The sequence below is a fragment of the Stutzerimonas kunmingensis genome, assembly GCF_900114065.1.
Taxonomy (GTDB): domain Bacteria; phylum Pseudomonadota; class Gammaproteobacteria; order Pseudomonadales; family Pseudomonadaceae; genus Stutzerimonas; species Stutzerimonas kunmingensis.
The window spans coordinates 427,708-446,043 of the sequence record NZ_FORS01000001.1; the positions used below are offsets into that span (position 1 = coordinate 427,708).

An 18,336-nucleotide genomic window follows, 5' to 3' on the forward strand; every position below is an offset into this window, starting at 1 on the left:
GGCCGGGCAGTGGCAAATATCGATATGGGGCGGAACGGTTAGAACCGGGATACTGGATCCAACCGCAGGTCGAGCCGCCATGCTCGACCTGCGCTGTGCAGATCAGCCGGCGTGGTAGTCCGCGTCGGCTTCTTCGAAGCGCTTGACGATACTCGGGGCGGGTTCGGCGCCCATCTTGCTCACGACATAGATGGCGATGCTGGCGAGGATGAAACCGGGGATGATTTCGTACAGGCCCAGACCGATGAACTCCTTCCACACCACCACAGTGACCGCACCGACCAGCATGCCAACCAAGGCACCGTTACGGGTCATGCGCTTCCACAGCAGCGAGATCAGCACCACCGGCCCGAACGCCGCGCCGAAGCCCGCCCAGGCGTAGGACACCAGGCCCAGCACCTTGCTGTCGGGGTTGGAGGCGATGCCGATGGCGATCAGTGCGATCAACAGCACCATGCCGCGGCCGACCCAGACCAGTTCGGTCTGCGAGGCATTTTTGCGCAGCATCGCCTTGTAGAAGTCCTGGGTCAGCGCGCTGGAGCTGACCAGCAGCTGGGCACTGAGGGTGCTCATCACCGCCGCCAGCACGCCGGAGAGGATGATGCCCGCAACCCAGGGGTTGAACAGGATCTTCACCAGCTCCATGAATACCCGCTCGCCGTTCTGGCTGACCGCACCGGCCTGCTCCGGATGATCAGCGAAGTAGGCGATGCCGAGGAAGCCCACCGCGACCGCGCCGGCCAGGGTCAGGATCATCCAGGTCATGCCGATGCGGCGGGCGTTGGGGATGGTCTTGATCGAGTCGGCGGCCATAAAGCGCACCAGAATGTGTGGTTGGCCGAAATAGCCCAGGCCCCACGCCAGCAGCGAAATGATGGCGACGAAGGACAGCCCGCGGAACATGTCGAAGTTGGCCGGGTTCTGCGCTTCGATAGTGGCCATCGCGGTGCCCATGTCGCCGAGGGCGAGAATGACGAACACCGGGGTGATCAGCAGCGCGAAGATCATCAGCGTGGCCTGTACGGTGTCGGTCCAGCTCACCGCCAGGAAGCCGCCGATGAACACGTAGAGAATGGTCGCCGCTGCACCGACCCACAGCGCGTACTCGTAGGGCATGCCGAAGGTGGACTCGAACAGTCGCGCACCGGCCACCACGCCCGAGGCGCAGTAGATGGTGAAGAACACCAGAATCACCAGCGCGGAGAAGATCCGCAGCATGCGGCTCTCGTCTTCGAAGCGATGCGAGAAATAATCCGGCAAGGTCAGGGCGTTGTGGTTGTGCTCGGTGTGTACCCGCAGCCGGCCGGCGACGAACAGCCAGTTCAGCCAGGCGCCGACGATCAGGCCAATGGCGATCCAGCTTTCCGAGAGACCGGCGACGAAGATCGCACCGGGCAAGCCCATCAGCAGCCAGCCGCTCATGTCCGAGGCGCCGGCCGACAGCGCCGTGACGAAGCTGCCGAGGCTGCGACCGCCGAGGATGTAGTCGGAAAAGTTCTTGGTGGCGCGGTAGGCGATGAAACCGATCAGGATCATCGCCGCGATGTAGACCACGAAAGTGATCAGAGTGGGTGTGCTGACGTTCATGGGACTTGTTTTCCTTGTTGGTCCTGACGTTCCATCGCCAGCGCGGACAACGACCGGCACCCGCAACGGAACAATCGAGGGGCGCAAGGATAGCGCGTCATCCGTGTACTTGCGCGTGACCGCGAGGTTTTGCCTGCCGGAATGAACGAGGGCCGGCAGTAGCTGCCGGCCCTCGTCAGTGCTGCAAGGCAACTGTCCGCCTCAGAACGCCAGGCGCACGCCTACCGTCAGATTGCGCCCGGGCAGCAGCACCTCATCCTTGATGAAGGAAGTGTGCTGACGGGCCTTTTCGTCCAGCAGGTTGTTGGCCTTGAGGTAGAGCAGGTAATCGGTCTGGTTCAGCGAGCCGCTATAACCGAGGCTGGCGCCCAGCATGTTGTAGCCACCTGTTTCGCTTTCGTAGTCGGCCAGCTCGTCCTGGCGCTGCACGCGATAGAACTCCAGCTGGCCGTTGAGTGCCGGGGTGAAGCTCTGATCAACCCGCACACCCAGGCGATCGGCGGGGATACGCGGCAGGTCGCCGCCGCCGTCGCGCAGCTTGCCACGCACGTGGTCGCCGAAGAGGGTGAAGGCGGTGGCGTCGGTGACCTGGAAGCGCACCTCCCCTTCCGCCCCGGTGAGCACGGCGTCCTGCTGGCGGTACTCGATCTCGCGGTAGCCACCACCGATGTCGTTGCCGGTGTCGGCGGCATAGATGAAGTCATCCACCTCGTTGCGGAAAACGCTGAGGCTGAAGGTCATGCGGCCGGCGAACTTGCGCAGGGTGATTTCGGCGTTGTGCGAGGTTTCTTCTTCCAGATCGACATTGCCAAGCTCAACGGTGCGGGTCGCCGCATGTGGGCCGCTGGCGTAGAGCTCCTCGGCACTGGGCAGGCGCTGCGAGCGCGTCAGCGAGAAGCCCAACGAGTACTGCGGTGCGAAGGTCCAGACCGCACCAGCGGACATCGAGGTGCCGCTGTGATCGGTATCCGGACGGCCATCGGCGTCGATGTCCTGCCATTCGTGGCGCAGGCCGAGTTCGTAGCGCCAGGCGCCGGCGGTGTATTCCTCGAGCAGGAACAGACCGTGGTTGCGGGTCAGCGTCTGCGGCACGTAGGCCTCCTCGCCGAGGGCTTCGAAGTCGCGACGCAGCGTCTGCGCGCCGACCACACCGCGCCAGCCGAACAGTGGCTGATGGGTCAGCTCCAGGCGTGCGTCGGTGGCATCGTTGTTGAAGCGGGTGCCCACTTCCCCGCCTTCGATTTCCTTGTGCTGATAGTCGCTGTGGCCGATGCGCAGCCGCGCAAGCTCGAATCCCGGCAGCGGATCGCTCAGCTCGCCGCGCAGATCCCAGCGCTTCTGGCGCATGTCGACATAAGGCACGCTTCCATGTTCGTCATGATCATGGTCGTCGTCATCGTCGTGATCATCATGGCCACCGCAATGCCAGTCGCTGCCGTGGGTGTGGCAATCGGCGTGCTCATGGGCCAGCAGCCCGTAGCGGTTGTTCTGCTCACCGTAGGCGGCGCCGATGTAACCGCGCTCGCCGATGAAGCTGGCGCCGAGATTGAAGCTGTCGGTGTCGTTGTAGGAACCTTCCTGCTTGTCCGGCGAACCGGGGGTTTCATAAGGGTCGGCCTGGCGCTTGGTGCCTTCGGCGCGCACGGCGAAGTTGCCGCTGCCAGCGGTAATGCCGAACACCCCTGCCCCTTCGTTGGCAACGCTGTTGGCGCGCAGCTCCAGCTCGCCTTCGTAGCCCTTCTCCGGCACGCGGGTGGGGATCTTCTTGTCGATCACGTTGACCACGCCGCCGATTGCGCCGCCGCCGTAGAGCAGGGTTGCCGGACCCTTGAGGACCTCGATGCGCTCGGCCAGTAGCGGCTCGCTGGTCACCGCGTGGTCGGGGCTGATGGTCGAGGCATCGAGCAGTTCCACGCCATCGCTCAGCACCTTGACCCGTGCGCCATCCAGCCCGCGAATCACCGGGCGCGCCGCACCAGCGCCAAAGCTGCTGGAGCGTACGCCGGGCAGGCTTTCCAGTGTTTCACCCAGCGTTGCCTCGCGACGCAGCACCAGTTCATCTCCCTCCATCACGGCAGCCGGCGTGGTCATCTCATGGCTCTGCTTGGCCAGGCCGCTGGCGCTGACCACGACGGATTGCAGTTCGACCGGCTCGGCGGCCCAGGCAGCCGGAACCAGGGCCAGGCTGATCGCCCAGGCCAGGGGATGACGCTTCAGTTTCATGTGACTCTCCAGACAGTGGCGGTTGCCTTCCGAGGCAACCGAAGACGGCTGTGCGCCGGCATCCGGTAGCGGAGCCAGCTTCGCGGGGCGAGAATCTAACATGTTATATCGTAACGTTTAACCCTGTTTTTCCAGTAACAGGTACAACGGATGCACCCTGTTCGTGGTCGACATGGAAACGCCGGGCGAACCTCGCGCGGCTTTTGCACCGCTTCGGGAGATAGATCATGACCGTAGACATCGACACCACCACCGGCACCTGCGCCGTGGTCATCAACGGCAACACGCACCGCAGCGCCCTGATGGACGTGCGCATCACCACCGATCCCCAGGCACGCATGTCGGTGATGAACATCGACGGCACCAGCATCCATGTGCCGGAAGACGAAGCCGAGCATCTGATCGCGGCGGGCGCGGTGGATGACCGATCCAATCTGGTCGCGGACGACTGAATCTGCGGCAGAAACGCAAAACCCCGGCTAGCCGGGGTTTTTTTGCAGGTTATTTAAAGCGAGATCCGCTGCAGCAACTGACTGTGGGAGCGCGCCCCCGCTTCGAACTCAGCTTCGCGCCGCGGCGACACTCCGACAGTAGCCTTAGCCGGCGTGGTAATCCGCGTCAGCTTCCTCGAAGCGCTTGATGATGGTCGGGGCCGGCTCGGCGCCCATCTTGCTCACTACATAGATGGCGATGCTGGCGAGGATGAAACCGGGGATGATTTCGTACAGGCCCAGACCGATGAATTCCTTCCACACCACCACGGTGACCGCACCGACCAGCATGCCGGCCAGCGCACCGTTGCGGGTCATGCGCTTCCACAGCAGCGAGATTAACACCACCGGACCGAACGCCGCGCCGAAACCGGCCCAAGCGTAGGACACCAGACCCAGTACCTTGCTGTCAGGGTTGGAGGCGATGCCGATGGCGATCAGCGCGATCAGCAGCACCATCGCCCGGCCGACCCAGACCAGCTCGGTCTGCGAGGCATTCTTGCGCAGCATGGCCTTGTAGAAGTCCTGGGTCAGGGCGCTGGAGCTGACCAGCAACTGCGCACTGAGGGTGCTCATCACCGCCGCCAGTACGCCGGAGAGAATGATGCCGGCGACCCACGGGTTGAACAGGATCTTCACCAGTTCCAGGAAAACACGCTCACCATTCTGGGTGACCGGCCCGGCCAGTTCCGGATGTCCGGCGAAGTAGGCGATACCGAAGAAGCCCACCGCCACGGCACCGGCCAGCGTCAGGATCATCCAGGCCATGCCGATGCGGCGGGCGTTGGGGATGGTCTTGATCGAGTCGGCCGCCATGAAGCGCACCAGGATATGCGGCTGGCCAAAGTAGCCCAGGCCCCACGCCAGCAGCGAGATGATCGCAACGAAAGAGAGCCCGCTGAACATGTCGAACGCGGCCGGATTCTGCGTGGCAATGGTGTCCATCGCGGCGCCCATGTCGCCCAGGGCCAGGATGACGAACACCGGGGTGATCAGCAGCGCGAAGATCATCAGCGTCGCCTGCACGGTGTCGGTCCAACTGACGGCCAGGAAGCCACCGATAAACACATAGAGGATGGTCGCCGCGGCGCCGATCCACAGTGCGTACTCGTACGGCACGCCGAAGCTACTCTCGAACAGCCGTGCGCCGGCGACCACGCCCGAGGCGCAGTAGATGGTGAAGAACACCAGGATCACCAGCGCGGAGAAGATCCGCAGCATGCGGCTCTCGTCCTCGAAGCGATGGGAGAAGTAATCCGGCAACGTCAGCGCGTTGTGGTTGTGCTCGGTGTGCACGCGCAGGCGCCCGGCGACGAACAGCCAGTTCAGCCAGGCGCCGACAATCAGGCCGATGGCGATCCAGCTTTCCGACAGACCGGCGACGAAGATCGCACCGGGCAGGCCCATCAGCAGCCAGCCGCTCATATCCGAGGCACCGGCCGACAGCGCAGTGACGAAGCTGCCGAGGCTGCGACCGCCGAGGATGTAGTCGTCGAAGTTCTTGGTGGCGCGGTAAGCGACGAAACCGATCAGGATCATCGCCGCGATGTAGATCAGAAAGGTGATCAGCGTGGGTGTACTGATGCTCATGTGTGTCCCTCGTTAGTTGTTGTTCGGCGCAACGCGAGCGGACCCACGCTGCACCTTGGCAGAGGGCGATAGCGAAAAGGCCATCACCTGTGACAGACCCAACCCGGGCCCGTCAGTGGCGGAAGAGCGTCCGCCAACTGTCCAATTGTTGTTGTGTTCCGGCCGCCTGAGCGGCCGGGAGGTTTAGCGTGATGCGCCAGGTAAATGACCAAGGCCATTCACTCGGTGGTACAGCGTGAATGCGTTCAGTCGTCTCCGAGCGACAGCAGCGAGGCGTTGCCGCCCACCGCTGTGGTGTTGGTGGAGGTGGTCCGCTCGTTGGCGAAGCGCAGCACATAGCTGGGCCCGCCCGCCTTCGGACCTGTGCCGGACAGGCCACAGCCGCCGAACGGCTGCACGCCGACCACGGCACCAATCTGGTTGCGATTGACGTAGAGGTTGCCGACCCGCGCCAGTTGCTCGATGCGTTCGGCGGTTTCCTCGTTGCGGCTGTGCACGCCGAGGGTCAGGCCGTAGCCGGTGCCGTTGATCGCCGCCACGACCTTTTCCAGATCCGCCGCGTCGTAGCGCACCACGTGCAGCACGGGCCCGAACTGCTCCTTCTTGAGCTGGTGAATGCCGTCGATCTCGAAGGCGACCGGCGCCACGAAATGACCGTTCAGACCAGCCGGCAATGTCGCCTCGGCGATCAGGCGCCCTTCGCTCTTGAGCTGCTGGATATGCGCCAGCAGGCCTTCACGAGCTTCCTGGTCGATCACCGGGCCGATGTCGTTCTCGCGCAGATGGGTCGGGCCGACGTTCAGCTCGGCCATCGCGCCCTTGAGCAGCTCGATCACCCGGTCAGCGATATCACGCTGCACGTAGAGCACGCGCAACGCAGAGCAACGCTGACCGGCGCTGGTGAAGGCGGAGCCGACGGCGTCCTTGATCACCTGCTCGGGCAGCGCGGTGGAATCGACGATCATCGCGTTTTGCCCGCCGGTTTCGGCGATCAGCGTGGCGATCGGGCCTTCCTTCTCGGCCAGCTGGCGGTTGATGATGCGCGCCGTGTCGGTCGAGCCGGTGAAGCACACGCCGACCACCCGCGGATCGCGACAGAACACGCCGCCCAGGGTAGCGCCATCGCCTGGCAGGAAGGCGATTGCCTCTTTCGGCAGGCCGGCTTCGAACATCAGTTCAAGCGCACGCGCAGCGATGAGGCTGGTCTGCTCGGCCGGCTTGGCCAGCACGGTGTTGCCGGCCACCAGTGCCGCGGTGATCTGGCCGAGGTAGATTGCCAGCGGGAAGTTCCACGGGCTGACGCAGACGAACACGCCGCGGCCTTCATGGAACAGCTCGTTACGCTCTCCGGTCGGGCCTTTCAACTCTTCGCGACCGAGCTTCTGCCGCGCCTGCTGAGCGTAGTAACGGCAGAAATCCACCGCCTCGCGTACTTCGTCGATGCCGTCCTGCAGCGACTTGCCGGCTTCCACGGTGCACAGCGCCATCAGCTCGGCGCGGTGCTGCTCCAGCAGATCGCCCAGGCGTTCCAGCACAGCGGCACGGGCTTCCACCGGCGTGGCATTCCAAGTCGGCCAGTAGGCTGCCAGGCGATCGATGGCCTGGCGCGCCTGGTCGGCGCTGGCGAACTGCGCCTGGCCGACAACCTTGTTCAGGTCATAGGGGCAGCGCACGTCGGACGGCGTTCCGGCGAGCCTTTGCCCGCTGATGACCGGCGCAGCCTGCCACTGGCGCTCGAGGAAAGGTTGGTAGGCGCTGGCCAGGTCGTTCCATTGGTTCTGGATATTCATGTTGATCCCTTGGGAGTTCTTGCGATTGCCGAACAGCGCCGGCGGCAGCGGAATGCGGGGGTTGCCCGGTGCGGCGAATCTGCGCAGCTGGCTCACCGGGTGATCGATCAGCGATTCGACCGGCACGCGCGGGTCGACCAGCTGATGAACGAAGGACGAGTTGGCACCGTTCTCCAGCAGGCGGCGCACCAGATAGGGCAGCAGGTCCTTGTGCGCGCCGACCGGGGCGTAGATGCGTACGTTGCGGGCGTACTTCTCGATCACCGTGTCGTACAGGGCATCGCCCATGCCGTGCAGGCGCTGGAACTCGAACTCGCGCGGCTGCGAGATTTCCTCGGCCATGGCCAGGATGCAGCTGACGGTGTGCGCGTTGTGGCTGGCGAACTGCGGGTAGATCACCCCACGGGTGTGCTCGGACAACAGGTAGCGCGCGCAGGCGAGGTAGGAGGTGTCAGTGCCTTCCTTGCGCGTGTAAACGGGGTAGCCGTCCAGGCCCTGGACCTGGCACTGCTTGATCTCACTGTCCCAGTAGGCGCCCTTTACCAGCCGCAGCGGAATGCGTTCGCCAAGCTCACGACCGAGCAGCGTCAACCAGACCAGCACCGGCAGGCAGCGTTTGGAATAAGCCTGGATGACCAGGCCGAACTCACCCCAGCCGGCGATAGCCGGGTCGCGCAGGAGCTTTTCGTACAGTTCCAGCGACAGCTCGAGGCGGTCGGCCTCCTCGGCATCGATGGTGATCCCGACATTGCGCTGACGCGCCAGCACGGCCAGTTCGCGCACACTGGCGAACAGCTCGGTGAGCACGCGCTCGCGCTGGGCGACTTCGTAACGTGGATGCAGCGCCGACAACTTGATCGACACCGACGGACGCGGGCCCTTGCCGACCTGCGGCTCGGCACCGACGGTCTCCACAGCCTGACGATAGTCAGCCATGTACTTGGCGGCGTCCTCGGCAGTCAGCGCCGCTTCACCGAGCATGTCGAAGGAATAGGTGTAGCCCTTCTCGCGCTCGGGACGGCCGTTCTTCAGCGCTTCGGCGATGGTGCGGCCAAGCACGAACTGCTTGCCCATCAGCTTCATCGCCTGGTTCATCGCGCTGCGGATCACCGGCTCGCCGGAGCGCTTGAGCAGACGACCGATGACGTTCTTCGGACGGCCATCGGCAGTTTCCGGATCGACCACCTTGCCGGTCATCACCAGCCCCCAGGCGGCGAAGTTGACCAGCACGTTGTCGCTCTGGCCGAGGTGGCGCTCCCATTCGGCGGCGTTGAGCTTGTCGCGAATCAGCGCGTCAGCCGTGGCGGCATCCGGCACCCGCAGCAGCGCTTCGGCCAGGCACATCAGCATCAGCCCTTCCTGGGTGTCCAGACTGTACTGGCGCAGCAGCGCATCGAGGGTATCGACGGCATTGTCACGCCCACGCACCGCCTCGATCAGGCTGCGCGCGCGCTCGCGAATGGCGGCAATGCCCGCCTCGCCGGGATCGGCAAGCTGCAGCAGTTCGGTGAGATATTGCGCCTCGTCAACGGCGTAGTTGGCGCTGATGACGGGAAAGAATTCCGCGGCTTTCTGGTTGGCGAAGGCGCCTTCCAGCACGTGACCGGCCTTGAACATGCGCCGCTCCTCTTGTGATTGTGTCTGCTTATAGGTCTAGTCCACGGCCAGGCTGATGGTGCAGCACAAGACGAAGAGCCAGGTCGGGAGACGGAATGTAGGGTCTGCAAGACGAGCCGTTCTTGCGCAAAACTACGGAAGTTTTACGAAAAACTACGAAAGCCGGACGCGGAAACGCGACCGTAATGAAAGCGCACCAGGATGGCGCAGGAATATACCCCTGGTAGCTGAAGAGCCCGAAAACAGGGCAATCAGGAGAAAGCTCAGGAGTCCGGCTTGCGCAATCCGCGAGGGGTCAGACCCAGATAGCGACGGGTCGCCGTGGTCAATGCGCTCTGGCTGGAGAAGCCGCACTCCTCAGCAATCCGCACCAGCGGCAGCGGCGTTTCGCGCAGCAGGCGGGCAGCACGGTCGAGGCGGGTCTTGAGCAGGTACTGGTGTGGCGTGAGGCCGACGCAATCCTTGAACTGGGCGTGGAAGTGGCTGGGGCTGAGGCAGGCGACCTGGGCCAGCTCGGCGACGGTGATGCGTCGCGCCAGGTTGTCCTGAATATAGCTGTCCAGCCGCTGCAGATCGAGCGGTCCGGCCGGCCGCTGCTGGGACTCGCCGAACAGACGCAGGTGCAGTGCGCGCAACAGCACACCGCCCAGCGCCCGGGCCAGCAGCGGATCGCTGCCGTAGCGCGCCAGCTCGGCACCGGCGTAGGCCAGCAGGTTCTGGAAATCGGCATCCAGCGCCGGATAGCGTGGCGCTTCGAACAGCCGGGCCAGCAGCTCGGGGTCCTCGGTGACGACATCCTGCTCGTCGAGATCGATGATCAGCATGCGGTTGTCGCCCATGCCGGCGAAGCCGTGGTCGGCATCGCCCGGCACCAGACAGGCGCGCATCCGGCAGACTTCGCCACCGGAGCCATTGACCTCGAATTCCGCGCGCCCAGAAAGCGACATCACCAACTGGTGATAGTCGTGGGCGTGCTGGTGAGTCTGGTCATCCAGGCGAAGCAGACGGGCGTTGAGCATGATGGGCACCTGTGCGTGCAAGCACTGTACCGAAGCCTGCATGAAGTGCCCACCCCTATGCGACGGGATTGAAATCATCCGGGCCACCACCCATCTAAGGTGCACGTATTCGCAACGGGTGCCGCATGAACGACGACGTCAATCAGGATCATATCGAGCAGGAAATCATCTCCTCCAACGGTCTCGTACTGCCCGATCAACAGCAGCCGGACAAGCTCTACATCATCCCGGTGCACAACCGACCTTTCTTCCCGGCGCAGGTGTTGCCGGTGATCGTCAACGAAGATCCCTGGGCCGAGACCCTGGATCGCGTGGCGAAGACGCCGCACCAGCGCGTGGCACTATTTTTCGTCGACTCGCCGGTGCTGGACATGGCCACCTTCGACCCGGACAGCCTGCCGGAGCACGGCACCATGGTCCGCGTGCATCACGCCTCGCAGGAGGGCGGCAAGCTGCAGTTCGTCGCCCAGGGCCTGGCGCGGGTGCGCATCCGCGGCTGGCTGCGGCGCAAACCACCGTATCTGGTGGAAGTCGATTACCCGAAAAGCGATGACGACCCGCGCGACGAGGTGAAGGCCTACGGCATGGCGCTGATCAACGCGATCAAGGAACTGCTGCCGCTCAACCCGCTGTATAGCGAGGAGTTGAAGAACTACCTGAACCGCTTCAGCCCCAACGACCCGTCGCCGCTGTCGGACTTCGCCGCCGCGCTGACCACCGCGCCTGGCGTGGAGCTGCAGGAAGTGCTGGATACCGTGCCGGTCTTGAAGCGCATGGAGAAGGTGTTGCCGCTGCTGCGCAAGGAAGTGGAAGTCGCCAGGCTGCAGAAGGAACTGACCGGCGAGGTCAACCGCAAGATCGGCGAGCGCCAGCGCGAGTTCTTCCTCAAGGAACAGCTGAAGATCATCCAGCGCGAGCTGGGCATCACCAAGGATGACAAGAGCGCCGACGCCGACGAGTTCCGCGCCCGCCTTGACGGTAAGGTGGTGCCGCCCGCCGCGCAGAAGCGAATCGACGAGGAACTGAACAAGCTGTCGATACTCGAAACCGGCTCGCCGGAATATGCCGTCACCCGCAACTATCTCGACTGGGCCACCGCCCTGCCCTGGGGCGTATTCGGCCAGGACAAGCTCGACCTCAAGCGTGCGCGCAAGGTGCTGGACAAGCACCACGCTGGCCTCGATGACATCAAGAACCGCATCCTCGAATTTCTTGCCGTCGGCGCCTTCAAGGGCGAGATCGCCGGCTCCATCGTGCTGCTGGTCGGCCCGCCCGGCGTGGGCAAGACCAGCATCGGCAAGTCCATCGCCGAGTCTCTTGGGCGGCCCTTCTATCGCTTTAGCGTCGGCGGCATGCGCGATGAGGCGGAGATCAAGGGCCACCGCCGCACCTACATCGGCGCCCTGCCCGGCAAGCTGGTGCAGGCGCTCAAGGATGTCGAGGTGATGAACCCGGTGATCATGCTCGACGAGATCGACAAGCTCAGCACCAGCTATCAGGGCGATCCGGCTTCAGCGCTGCTGGAAACGCTCGACCCGGAGCAGAACGTCGAATTCCTCGATCATTACCTGGACCTGCGCCTGGACCTGTCCAAGGTGCTGTTCGTCTGCACGGCAAACACCCTGGACTCGATTCCCGGCCCGCTGCTCGACCGCATGGAGGTAATCCGCCTGTCCGGCTACATCGCCGAGGAGAAGCTGGCCATCGCCAAACGTCACCTGTGGCCCAAGCTGCTGGACAAGACCGGCGTGCCCAAGCAGCGCCTCGCCATCAGCGACAGCGCCATGAAAGCGGTGATCGAAGGCTATGCCCGTGAAGCTGGTGTGCGTCAGCTGGAGAAGCAACTGGGCAAGCTGGTCCGCAAGGCAGTGGTGCAGTTGCTGGAAGACCCCCAAGCGGTACTGAAGATCACGCCGAAGGATCTGGAAAGCTACCTCGGCAAACCGGTGTTTCGCAGCGAACAGGTGCTCTCCGGCGTCGGCGTGATCACAGGCCTCGCCTGGACCAGCATGGGCGGCGCCACCCTGCCGATCGAGGCCACGCGCATCCACACGCTGAACCGCGGCTTCAAGCTCACCGGCAAGCTCGGTGACGTGATGAAGGAATCGGCGGAGATCGCCTACAGCTACGTCAGCTCGAACCTGAAAACCTTCAAGGGCGATCCGGAGTTCTTCGACCAGGCCTTCGTGCACCTGCACGTGCCGGAAGGCGCGACGCCGAAGGACGGCCCCAGCGCCGGCATCACCATGGCCAGCGCGCTGCTCTCCCTTGCGCGCAACCAGCCGCCGAAGAAAGGCGTGGCCATGACCGGAGAGCTGACGCTGACCGGTCACGTATTGCCGATCGGCGGAGTGCGCGAGAAGGTGATCGCGGCGCGGCGACAGAAGATATTCGAGCTGATCCTGCCGGAAGCCAATCGCGGCGACTTCGAAGAGTTGCCTGACTACCTCAAGGAAGGTCTGACCGTGCATTTCGCCAAGCGCTTCGCTGATGTGGCCAAGGTGCTGTTCTGACGCGGGACGAGCTGCAGACCAGCTGAAGTCGAAGGGTGGAAGTCGCGCTGCACTTCCACCTCCGGACCGGCGCAGACGGAGTACCCGCCTGCGACCAGGCTCTTTTGGGCTATCCTTCCCAACTCAATTCCGACCGGTGCCGATCATGCCTTTCGACATCCCCCGTCTGTTACTGCCCGCCAGCGTCGCCCTGCTCGCTGCCTGCGCAAGCAACGACAAGACGCCCTCCAGCGTCGTGCTCAGCGACGACAACCGCTGCCCGCAAACACTGCAGAGCGGCCAGCAACTCATCGTCAGCCTGCCGAGCAACCCTGCGACGGGCTATCGCTGGATTCTGCACGAAGCCGCCGCGGAGCAATTGCACAGCCTCGGCCCCGAAGTGTTCAGCAATCCGAAAGGCGACATGATCGGTGGGGATGGCCTGTCCACCTGGCGCTTCGAGGCACAGGAGCCAGGCAGCGGCAGGCTGTACCTCACCTATCAACGCCCGTGGGAGGTCGACGCCGAGCCTGCGGGCATGTTCGATTGCCGGATCGAGGTGCGCTGAGTCGGGCAGAGCCCGCGGCGAGCGTGGTTTCGGCTACAATGCCGCCCCGTTTTCACACACGCCGCCCGACACCGTGAGCCACGATCTCGACCGTCTGTTCGCCCAGCCCCTGCCCCGCATTCAGGACTTCGTCTTCAACGAGGACGTGGTGCGGGTGTTTCCCGACATGATCAAGCGCTCTGTGCCCGGTTACCCGACCATCGTCGAGAACATCGGCGTGATCGCCGCTCAGTTCGCACAGCCGCATACTCATCTGTATGACCTAGGCTGCTCGCTGGGCGCGGTGACCCAGGCCCTGCGTCGTCACGTGACTGCCGACAACTGCCAGGTCGTCGCCGTGGATAACTCCGCGGCAATGGTCGAGCGCTGCCGCGAATACCTCCACGGGCAGGACTCGATGTTTCAGGAACTGCTGCCGGTCGACGTCATCGAGGGCGACATCCTGGCTCTGCAGTTCCAGCCCAGCTCGCTGGTGGCGCTGAACTTCACCCTGCAGTTCATCGCACCGGAACAGCGCCCGGCCCTGCTCAGCCGCATTCGCCAGGCGCTGGTGCCCGGTGGCGCGCTGATCCTGTCGGAAAAGCTGCGCTTCGAGGATGAAGACGAGCAACAATTGCTGACCGACCTGCACATCGCCTTCAAGCGCGCCAATGGCTACAGCGAACTGGAAATCGCCCAGAAGCGCAGCGCCATCGAGAACGTGATGAAGCCCGACAGCCTGGAAACCCATCGCCAACGGCTACTGGATGCCGGCTTTTCCAAGGTCGTGCCCTGGTTCCAGTGCCTGAACTTCGCCTCGCTGATCGCCCTGCCATGAACCTCGACCTGACTCCCCTCGCCTGGCGCCTGGCCGGCACCCCGCTCGCCGCCTGGGCCAACGGCGTTCAGCAGCAGCTGGACGCCAAACTCGCGGTTGGTCACGGTGATCTGCCGCGCTGGCGGCGTGCCGTCGATGCGCTGCCTGCGCTGGCGCCAGTGCAGGTCGAACTGCGTGACGGCTTCCGCCTCGACGCGACCTGTGACGACGCCGCGCGCCAGGCCACCCACGATGCGCTGATGGGGCTCTCGCCATGGCGCAAGGGTCCGTTCGACGTGTTCGGCGTGCATGTCGATACCGAGTGGCGCTCGGACTGGAAGTGGGACCGGGTCGCGCCGCACCTGAATCTGGCCGGCAAACGCATCCTCGACGTCGGTTGCGGCAACGGCTACTACATGTGGCGCATGCTCGGTGCCGGCGCCGACAGCGTGATCGGGGTCGACCCGAACTGGCTGTTCTTCTGCCAGTTCCATGCGATGAAGCGCTACCTGCAGGAGCTGCCGGTCTGGCATCTGCCGTTCGCACTGGAAGAACTGCCGGCCAGGCTCGAAGGCTTCGAGACGGTGTTCTCCATGGGCGTGCTCTACCATCGCCGCTCGCCGGTCGACCATCTGCTCGACCTCAAGGACTGCCTGGTACGCGGCGGCGAACTGGTGCTAGAGACCCTGGTGGTGGAAGGCGACGAAAATACCGCACTGGTGCCGGAAGACCGCTATGCGCAGATGCGCAACGTCTGGTTCTTGCCCTCGGTGAAGGCGCTGGAATGCTGGTTGCGCCGCGCCGGCTTTGTCGACGTGCGCTGCGTGGATGTCAGCGTGACCAGCATTGAGGAACAGCGCAGCACCGAGTGGATGCGCTACCAGTCGTTGCCCGACTTCCTCGACCCGCAAGACCACGGCAAAACGGTCGAAGGCTTGCCGGCCCCAATGCGCGCCGTGCTCCTCGCCCGCAAGCCCTGACAGTAGGTTGGCCGCTCAACGAGCGGCCCGGGCAGCGCTGGGGCGCTTGCGTCGCTGCGCTACCAATTGACGCAACGGTGTATTAGCCATCTCCCCGAGACAGCGCCGATCCAGATCGCGCGACGCCAGCTGCCGATCATCCAGCTTCAACAACTGCCGATACAGGCGTCGCTGCCGCCAGGCGCGAAACCAGTCATGCAGGCTGCGCTGCAGATCCAGCGGCCACATGGCCGGCATGTAGAAGTCCGGTAGCTGCGGATCGGACTGTTGTCGTACATGGGTATCGCGTCGTTCACCAGACATGCTCACCTCCGCTTGGCTCTCGGTGGCCACGGGCTTGTGGCGCCACCGGTTGCCAACAGGATGAGCGGGCATCAGTCGTTCAAAAAAACGACTAATATGAAAGCCTGTGTTCAGAAAAACTGAAGCCTTTCCTATGCCCGAGCCGCTTGAGCAATCCACGACCCCTTCGACGCCCCTACTGGAAAGCGATGTCCTGCGCACCTTTGTCGCCATTGCCGAGAGCGGCAGCTTCACCCGCGCCGCCGGACAGATCTATCGCAGCACCTCGGCGGTCAGCATGCAGATCAAGCGGCTGGAAGAAACCCTCGGGCGCTCCCTGTTCGTCCGTGAGGCGCGGCAGGTGCGCCTGACACCGGCCGGCGAGACGCTGCTCGGCTATGCCCGGCGCCTGCTCAAGCTCAACGAAGAAGCCATTGCGCACTTCCTCCAGCCAGCGCTGCAGGGTCGCGTGCGCTTCGGAACGCCGGCGGATGTCGGGACGCGCATTCTGCCCGGTCTGCTGGCGTTGTTCGCCCGCAGCCATCCCGGAGTCGAAGTGGACGTATCGGTCGCGCGCAGCATCGATATGATCGAGCGCATTGACGCAGGCGAACTGGACCTCGCCCTGGTCACCGTCGGCAATCTTGGCCAGGACGATTCGCGGGGCGAGCCGATTCATAGCGAACCGCTGGTCTGGGCCGGTCGCAGCGGTGGTGTCGCCGCGCTGCGCACGCCGCTGCCGCTGGCGCTGGCCAGCCCCGATTGCGCCTGGCGACGACAGGCACTGGATGCCCTCGACCGCATCGGCCGCAGCTACCGAGTGGCCTACTCCAGCGAACAGACTTCGGGACAGGAGGCCGCGATGATTGCCGATCTCGCCATCGCGCCCTATCCATCAAGCCTGATTCGCCCGCCCCTGCAGCGTCTCGATGGGCAGTATGGGTTGCCACAACTGGGCGAGTATCAGATCAAGCTGCTCCGTGGCAGCAATCGCAGCGAAGCCGTTGAGGTGCTGGCCGCACAGGTGATCGCCGCCTTTGTCGAATACCGCACACGACCGGCCAAGCGATTGGAGCGAAACGAGGAGATCAAATGGCACGCTGGTTGATCGTGGCGGGCGCTGCGCTGCTACTGCTCGGCATCGCCTGGCACTACTTCCCCTGGCTGCTGAACTGGTTCGGTCGCCTACCGGGCGACATCCGCATCCAGTCCGGACGCAGCCGGGTGTTCATCCCGATCACCTCGATGGTGATTCTCAGCATGGTGCTGACCGTACTGATCAACCTGTTGCGCCGCTGAGGGCTCTGCAGGTGGAACACGGCGCCCCGCACTAGCGTGGGAGCGGGCTTGCCAGCAGATGACACCCGGCGCTACCTCACCAATCGGAGCCTGCCCGCCGCGTTTCATCGCGGCTGAAACACACCCGGTTCTTTCAGCCCCGCGCCGCCGCACTCAGGATCAGATGCTTCATTTCCTTGACCGCCTGCTTGAAGCCGACGAACAGCGCATGGGCAACGATGGCATGGCCGATATTCAGCTCGTTGACGCCACGGATCGCCGCGATCGCTTCGGCGTTGTGGTAATGCAGGCCATGGCCGGCGTTGACGATCAGGCCGTGACTCAGACCGGCCTCGACACCGTCGCGAATGCGCGCAAGCTCGCAGGCCCGCTCGGCAACGCTGTGGGCATCGGCGTAGCGCCCGGTGTGCAACTCGATAGCCGGTGCGCCGACACGTGCGGCCGCCTCGATCTGCCGCGGGTCGGCATCGATGAACAGTGAGACTTCCGCACCGCAGCCTCGTAGACGCTCGACGGCCTCACGAATGCGTGCTTCCTGCCCGAGCACGTCCAGCCCACCCTCGGTAGTCAGCTCCTGACGCGTTTCCGGGACCAGACAGACGTGCTCCGGACGCAGCTGCTCGGCGAATGCGAGCATCGCCTCGGTGACACCCATCTCGAAGTTCATCCGCGTCTGTAGCGCGTCCTTCATCATCAGCACATCGCGTTCCTGGATATGCCGGCGATCCTCGCGCAGGTGCACGGTGATGCCATCGGCGCCGGCCTCTTCCGCATCCAGCGCAGCCTTGACCGGGTCCGGATAGCGAGTGCCGCGGGCCTGACGCAGTGTGGCGACGTGGTCGACATTGACGCCGAGCAGAATTCGATTGGCTTCAGTCACGCGGAGCCTCCTTCAGATTCATGAACAATTCGCGGCTGACCAGCGGTCGACCGCCCAGATGGGGAGCCAGGGCCTGGCGCATCAGCCGCTTGGCCGCGGCCAGCGCCCCCGGAACCTGCCAATCGGCCTGGGCCATGGCCAATAGTTCCGCGCCGTTGAACAGCCCCGGCTGAAATCCCGCGACCGGCTCCAGGCCGGCATCGGGCAGCAGGTGATAGAGCCGCTGCGGGTCAATCGGCTGACCGGCGATGTCCACATCGAGGGCAAAACCATAGCCCAACTCGCTGAGTAGCCGCCATTCGAAGGCACGCAGCAGCGGCTCCAGCGGCCGATGTGCGGCAAGGGCCGGCAGTGTCGCGACGTAATGATCGAACAGCACGGGATGTGCATCTTCGGCAGGCAGCAAGCGAATCAGCAATTCGTTGAGGTACATGCCGCTGAACAGCGCCTGGCCATCGAGCCAGTGCGCAGGGCCGGCGCTTTCGAGCCGGGCAACGGTCTTCAGCTCGGACTTGCCGCGCAGCTCGACTTCCAGCGATACGAAGGGGCGGATCAGACTGCCGGCCTTACCACGCGCGGCACGCATGACGGCACGCAGCCGGCCCTGCGGGGTGAACAGGTCGACCAGCGCGCTGCTTTCCTTGTACGGGCGACTGTGCAGAACGAACGCAGGTTGGTGCATGGCAGCCCAGAAGGTGCGCGATGCGCACCATTGATTGCGG

At 64.3% G+C, this 18,336-nt stretch carries 15 protein-coding genes; 7 read left to right on the plus strand and 8 right to left on the minus strand.

Annotated elements, in window-relative coordinates:
- Positions 1-102 precede the first annotated feature (102 nt).
- Both putP (BM275_RS02160) and BM275_RS02165 read right to left on the minus strand, forming a co-directional pair.
- Positions 103-1,587 carry a sodium/proline symporter PutP gene (gene putP / locus BM275_RS02160; RefSeq protein ID WP_090519144.1) on the minus strand — a complete coding sequence of 495 codons (1,485 nt, stop codon included), beginning with the start codon at positions 1,585-1,587 and terminating at the stop codon, positions 103-105.
- Positions 1,588-1,788: 201 nt separating this feature from the next.
- Positions 1,789-3,810 (minus strand): TonB-dependent receptor, encoded by a 2,022-nt coding sequence (locus BM275_RS02165; protein ID WP_090519145.1) that lies wholly within the window; start codon positions 3,808-3,810, stop codon positions 1,789-1,791.
- A gap of 227 nt (positions 3,811-4,037) precedes the next feature.
- Here BM275_RS02165 and BM275_RS02170 point away from each other — a divergent pair, with 227 nt between their 5' ends.
- On the plus strand, positions 4,038-4,262 hold the full coding sequence (locus tag BM275_RS02170; RefSeq protein WP_014819536.1) for a DUF3203 family protein: 225 nt from the start codon (positions 4,038-4,040) through the stop codon (positions 4,260-4,262).
- A gap of 144 nt (positions 4,263-4,406) precedes the next feature.
- Here the strand turns inward: BM275_RS02170 and putP (BM275_RS02175) are convergent, their stop codons facing one another.
- The 3 genes from putP (BM275_RS02175) to BM275_RS02185 form a co-directional block, all read right to left on the minus strand.
- Positions 4,407-5,891 carry a sodium/proline symporter PutP gene (gene putP / locus BM275_RS02175; protein WP_023443949.1) on the minus strand — a complete coding sequence of 495 codons (1,485 nt, stop codon included), beginning with the start codon at positions 5,889-5,891 and terminating at the stop codon, positions 4,407-4,409.
- A gap of 245 nt (positions 5,892-6,136) precedes the next feature.
- Positions 6,137-9,298, minus strand: a complete 3,162-nt coding sequence (putA, locus tag BM275_RS02180; protein WP_090519146.1) for a bifunctional proline dehydrogenase/L-glutamate gamma-semialdehyde dehydrogenase PutA — start codon at positions 9,296-9,298, stop codon at positions 6,137-6,139.
- A gap of 263 nt (positions 9,299-9,561) precedes the next feature.
- Positions 9,562-10,317: a helix-turn-helix domain-containing protein gene (locus BM275_RS02185; RefSeq protein WP_090519520.1), complete on the minus strand. Its 756-nt coding sequence runs from the start codon at positions 10,315-10,317 to the stop codon at positions 9,562-9,564.
- A 125-nt stretch (positions 10,318-10,442) separates the two neighbouring features.
- Here BM275_RS02185 and lon point away from each other — a divergent pair, with 125 nt between their 5' ends.
- The 4 genes from lon (at position 10,443) to cmoB (ending at position 15,153) form a co-directional block, all read left to right on the plus strand.
- Positions 10,443-12,830, plus strand: coding sequence for an endopeptidase La (gene lon / locus BM275_RS02190; RefSeq protein ID WP_090519147.1), 2,388 nt, complete (start codon positions 10,443-10,445; stop codon positions 12,828-12,830).
- Positions 12,831-12,975: 145 nt separating this feature from the next.
- Positions 12,976-13,377 carry a protease inhibitor I42 family protein gene (locus BM275_RS02195; protein ID WP_044315213.1) on the plus strand — a complete coding sequence of 134 codons (402 nt, stop codon included), beginning with the start codon at positions 12,976-12,978 and terminating at the stop codon, positions 13,375-13,377.
- Between the two features lie 73 nt (positions 13,378-13,450).
- The gene (cmoA, locus tag BM275_RS02200; protein ID WP_044315214.1) at positions 13,451-14,194 is read left to right on the plus strand and encodes a carboxy-S-adenosyl-L-methionine synthase CmoA; all 744 of its coding nucleotides are present in this window, start codon (positions 13,451-13,453) and stop codon (positions 14,192-14,194) included.
- The gene (gene cmoB / locus BM275_RS02205; protein WP_044315215.1) at positions 14,191-15,153 is read left to right on the plus strand and encodes a tRNA 5-methoxyuridine(34)/uridine 5-oxyacetic acid(34) synthase CmoB; all 963 of its coding nucleotides are present in this window, start codon (positions 14,191-14,193) and stop codon (positions 15,151-15,153) included. Before cmoA ends, cmoB begins: the two co-directional genes overlap by 4 nt.
- Positions 15,154-15,168: 15 nt before the next feature.
- Here the strand turns inward: cmoB and BM275_RS02210 are convergent, their stop codons facing one another.
- Positions 15,169-15,456 (minus strand): hypothetical protein, encoded by a 288-nt coding sequence (locus BM275_RS02210; protein ID WP_173425597.1) that lies wholly within the window; start codon positions 15,454-15,456, stop codon positions 15,169-15,171.
- A 133-nt stretch (positions 15,457-15,589) separates the two neighbouring features.
- On the opposite strand from BM275_RS02210, the gene BM275_RS02215 reads away from it, so the two are divergent.
- Together BM275_RS02215 and BM275_RS02220 are read left to right on the plus strand one after the other, a co-directional pair.
- Complete coding sequence (locus tag BM275_RS02215) at positions 15,590-16,543, plus strand: LysR substrate-binding domain-containing protein (protein WP_003282137.1); 954 nt, start codon at positions 15,590-15,592, stop codon at positions 16,541-16,543.
- A complete protein-coding gene (locus BM275_RS02220; RefSeq protein ID WP_090519148.1) occupies positions 16,528-16,734 on the plus strand; it encodes a DUF2905 domain-containing protein in 207 nt (68 codons plus the stop codon). Before BM275_RS02215 ends, BM275_RS02220 begins: the two co-directional genes overlap by 16 nt.
- Positions 16,735-16,867: 133 nt before the next feature.
- On the opposite strand, the gene pdxJ is transcribed toward BM275_RS02220, so the two are convergent.
- Both pdxJ and recO read right to left on the minus strand, forming a co-directional pair.
- Positions 16,868-17,614, minus strand: a complete 747-nt coding sequence (pdxJ, locus tag BM275_RS02225; RefSeq protein ID WP_038662436.1) for a pyridoxine 5'-phosphate synthase — start codon at positions 17,612-17,614, stop codon at positions 16,868-16,870.
- Positions 17,607-18,296, minus strand: coding sequence for a DNA repair protein RecO (recO, locus tag BM275_RS02230; protein WP_090519149.1), 690 nt, complete (start codon positions 18,294-18,296; stop codon positions 17,607-17,609). The genes pdxJ and recO overlap by 8 nt, the downstream gene beginning before the upstream one ends.
- Positions 18,297-18,336 lie beyond the last annotated feature (40 nt).

Excerpts from the sequence above, each read along its gene's own strand:
- putP (WP_090519144.1), bottom strand. The coding sequence starts at position 1,587 with ATGAACGTCAGCACACCCACTCTGATCACTTTCGTGGTCTACATCGCG.
- BM275_RS02165 (WP_090519145.1), bottom strand. The coding sequence starts at position 3,810 with ATGAAACTGAAGCGTCATCCCCTGGCCTGGGCGATCAGCCTGGCCCTG.
- BM275_RS02170 (WP_014819536.1), top strand. The coding sequence starts at position 4,038 with ATGACCGTAGACATCGACACCACCACCGGCACCTGCGCCGTGGTCATC.
- putP (WP_023443949.1), bottom strand. The coding sequence starts at position 5,891 with ATGAGCATCAGTACACCCACGCTGATCACCTTTCTGATCTACATCGCG.
- putA (WP_090519146.1), bottom strand. The coding sequence starts at position 9,298 with ATGTTCAAGGCCGGTCACGTGCTGGAAGGCGCCTTCGCCAACCAGAAA.
- BM275_RS02185 (WP_090519520.1), bottom strand. The coding sequence starts at position 10,317 with ATGCTCAACGCCCGTCTGCTTCGCCTGGATGACCAGACTCACCAGCAC.
- lon (WP_090519147.1), top strand. The coding sequence starts at position 10,443 with ATGAACGACGACGTCAATCAGGATCATATCGAGCAGGAAATCATCTCC.
- BM275_RS02195 (WP_044315213.1), top strand. The coding sequence starts at position 12,976 with ATGCCTTTCGACATCCCCCGTCTGTTACTGCCCGCCAGCGTCGCCCTG.
- cmoB (WP_044315215.1), top strand. The coding sequence starts at position 14,191 with ATGAACCTCGACCTGACTCCCCTCGCCTGGCGCCTGGCCGGCACCCCG.
- BM275_RS02210 (WP_173425597.1), bottom strand. The coding sequence starts at position 15,456 with ATGTCTGGTGAACGACGCGATACCCATGTACGACAACAGTCCGATCCG.
- BM275_RS02215 (WP_003282137.1), top strand. The coding sequence starts at position 15,590 with ATGCCCGAGCCGCTTGAGCAATCCACGACCCCTTCGACGCCCCTACTG.
- BM275_RS02220 (WP_090519148.1), top strand. The coding sequence starts at position 16,528 with ATGGCACGCTGGTTGATCGTGGCGGGCGCTGCGCTGCTACTGCTCGGC.
- recO (WP_090519149.1), bottom strand. The coding sequence starts at position 18,296 with ATGCACCAACCTGCGTTCGTTCTGCACAGTCGCCCGTACAAGGAAAGC.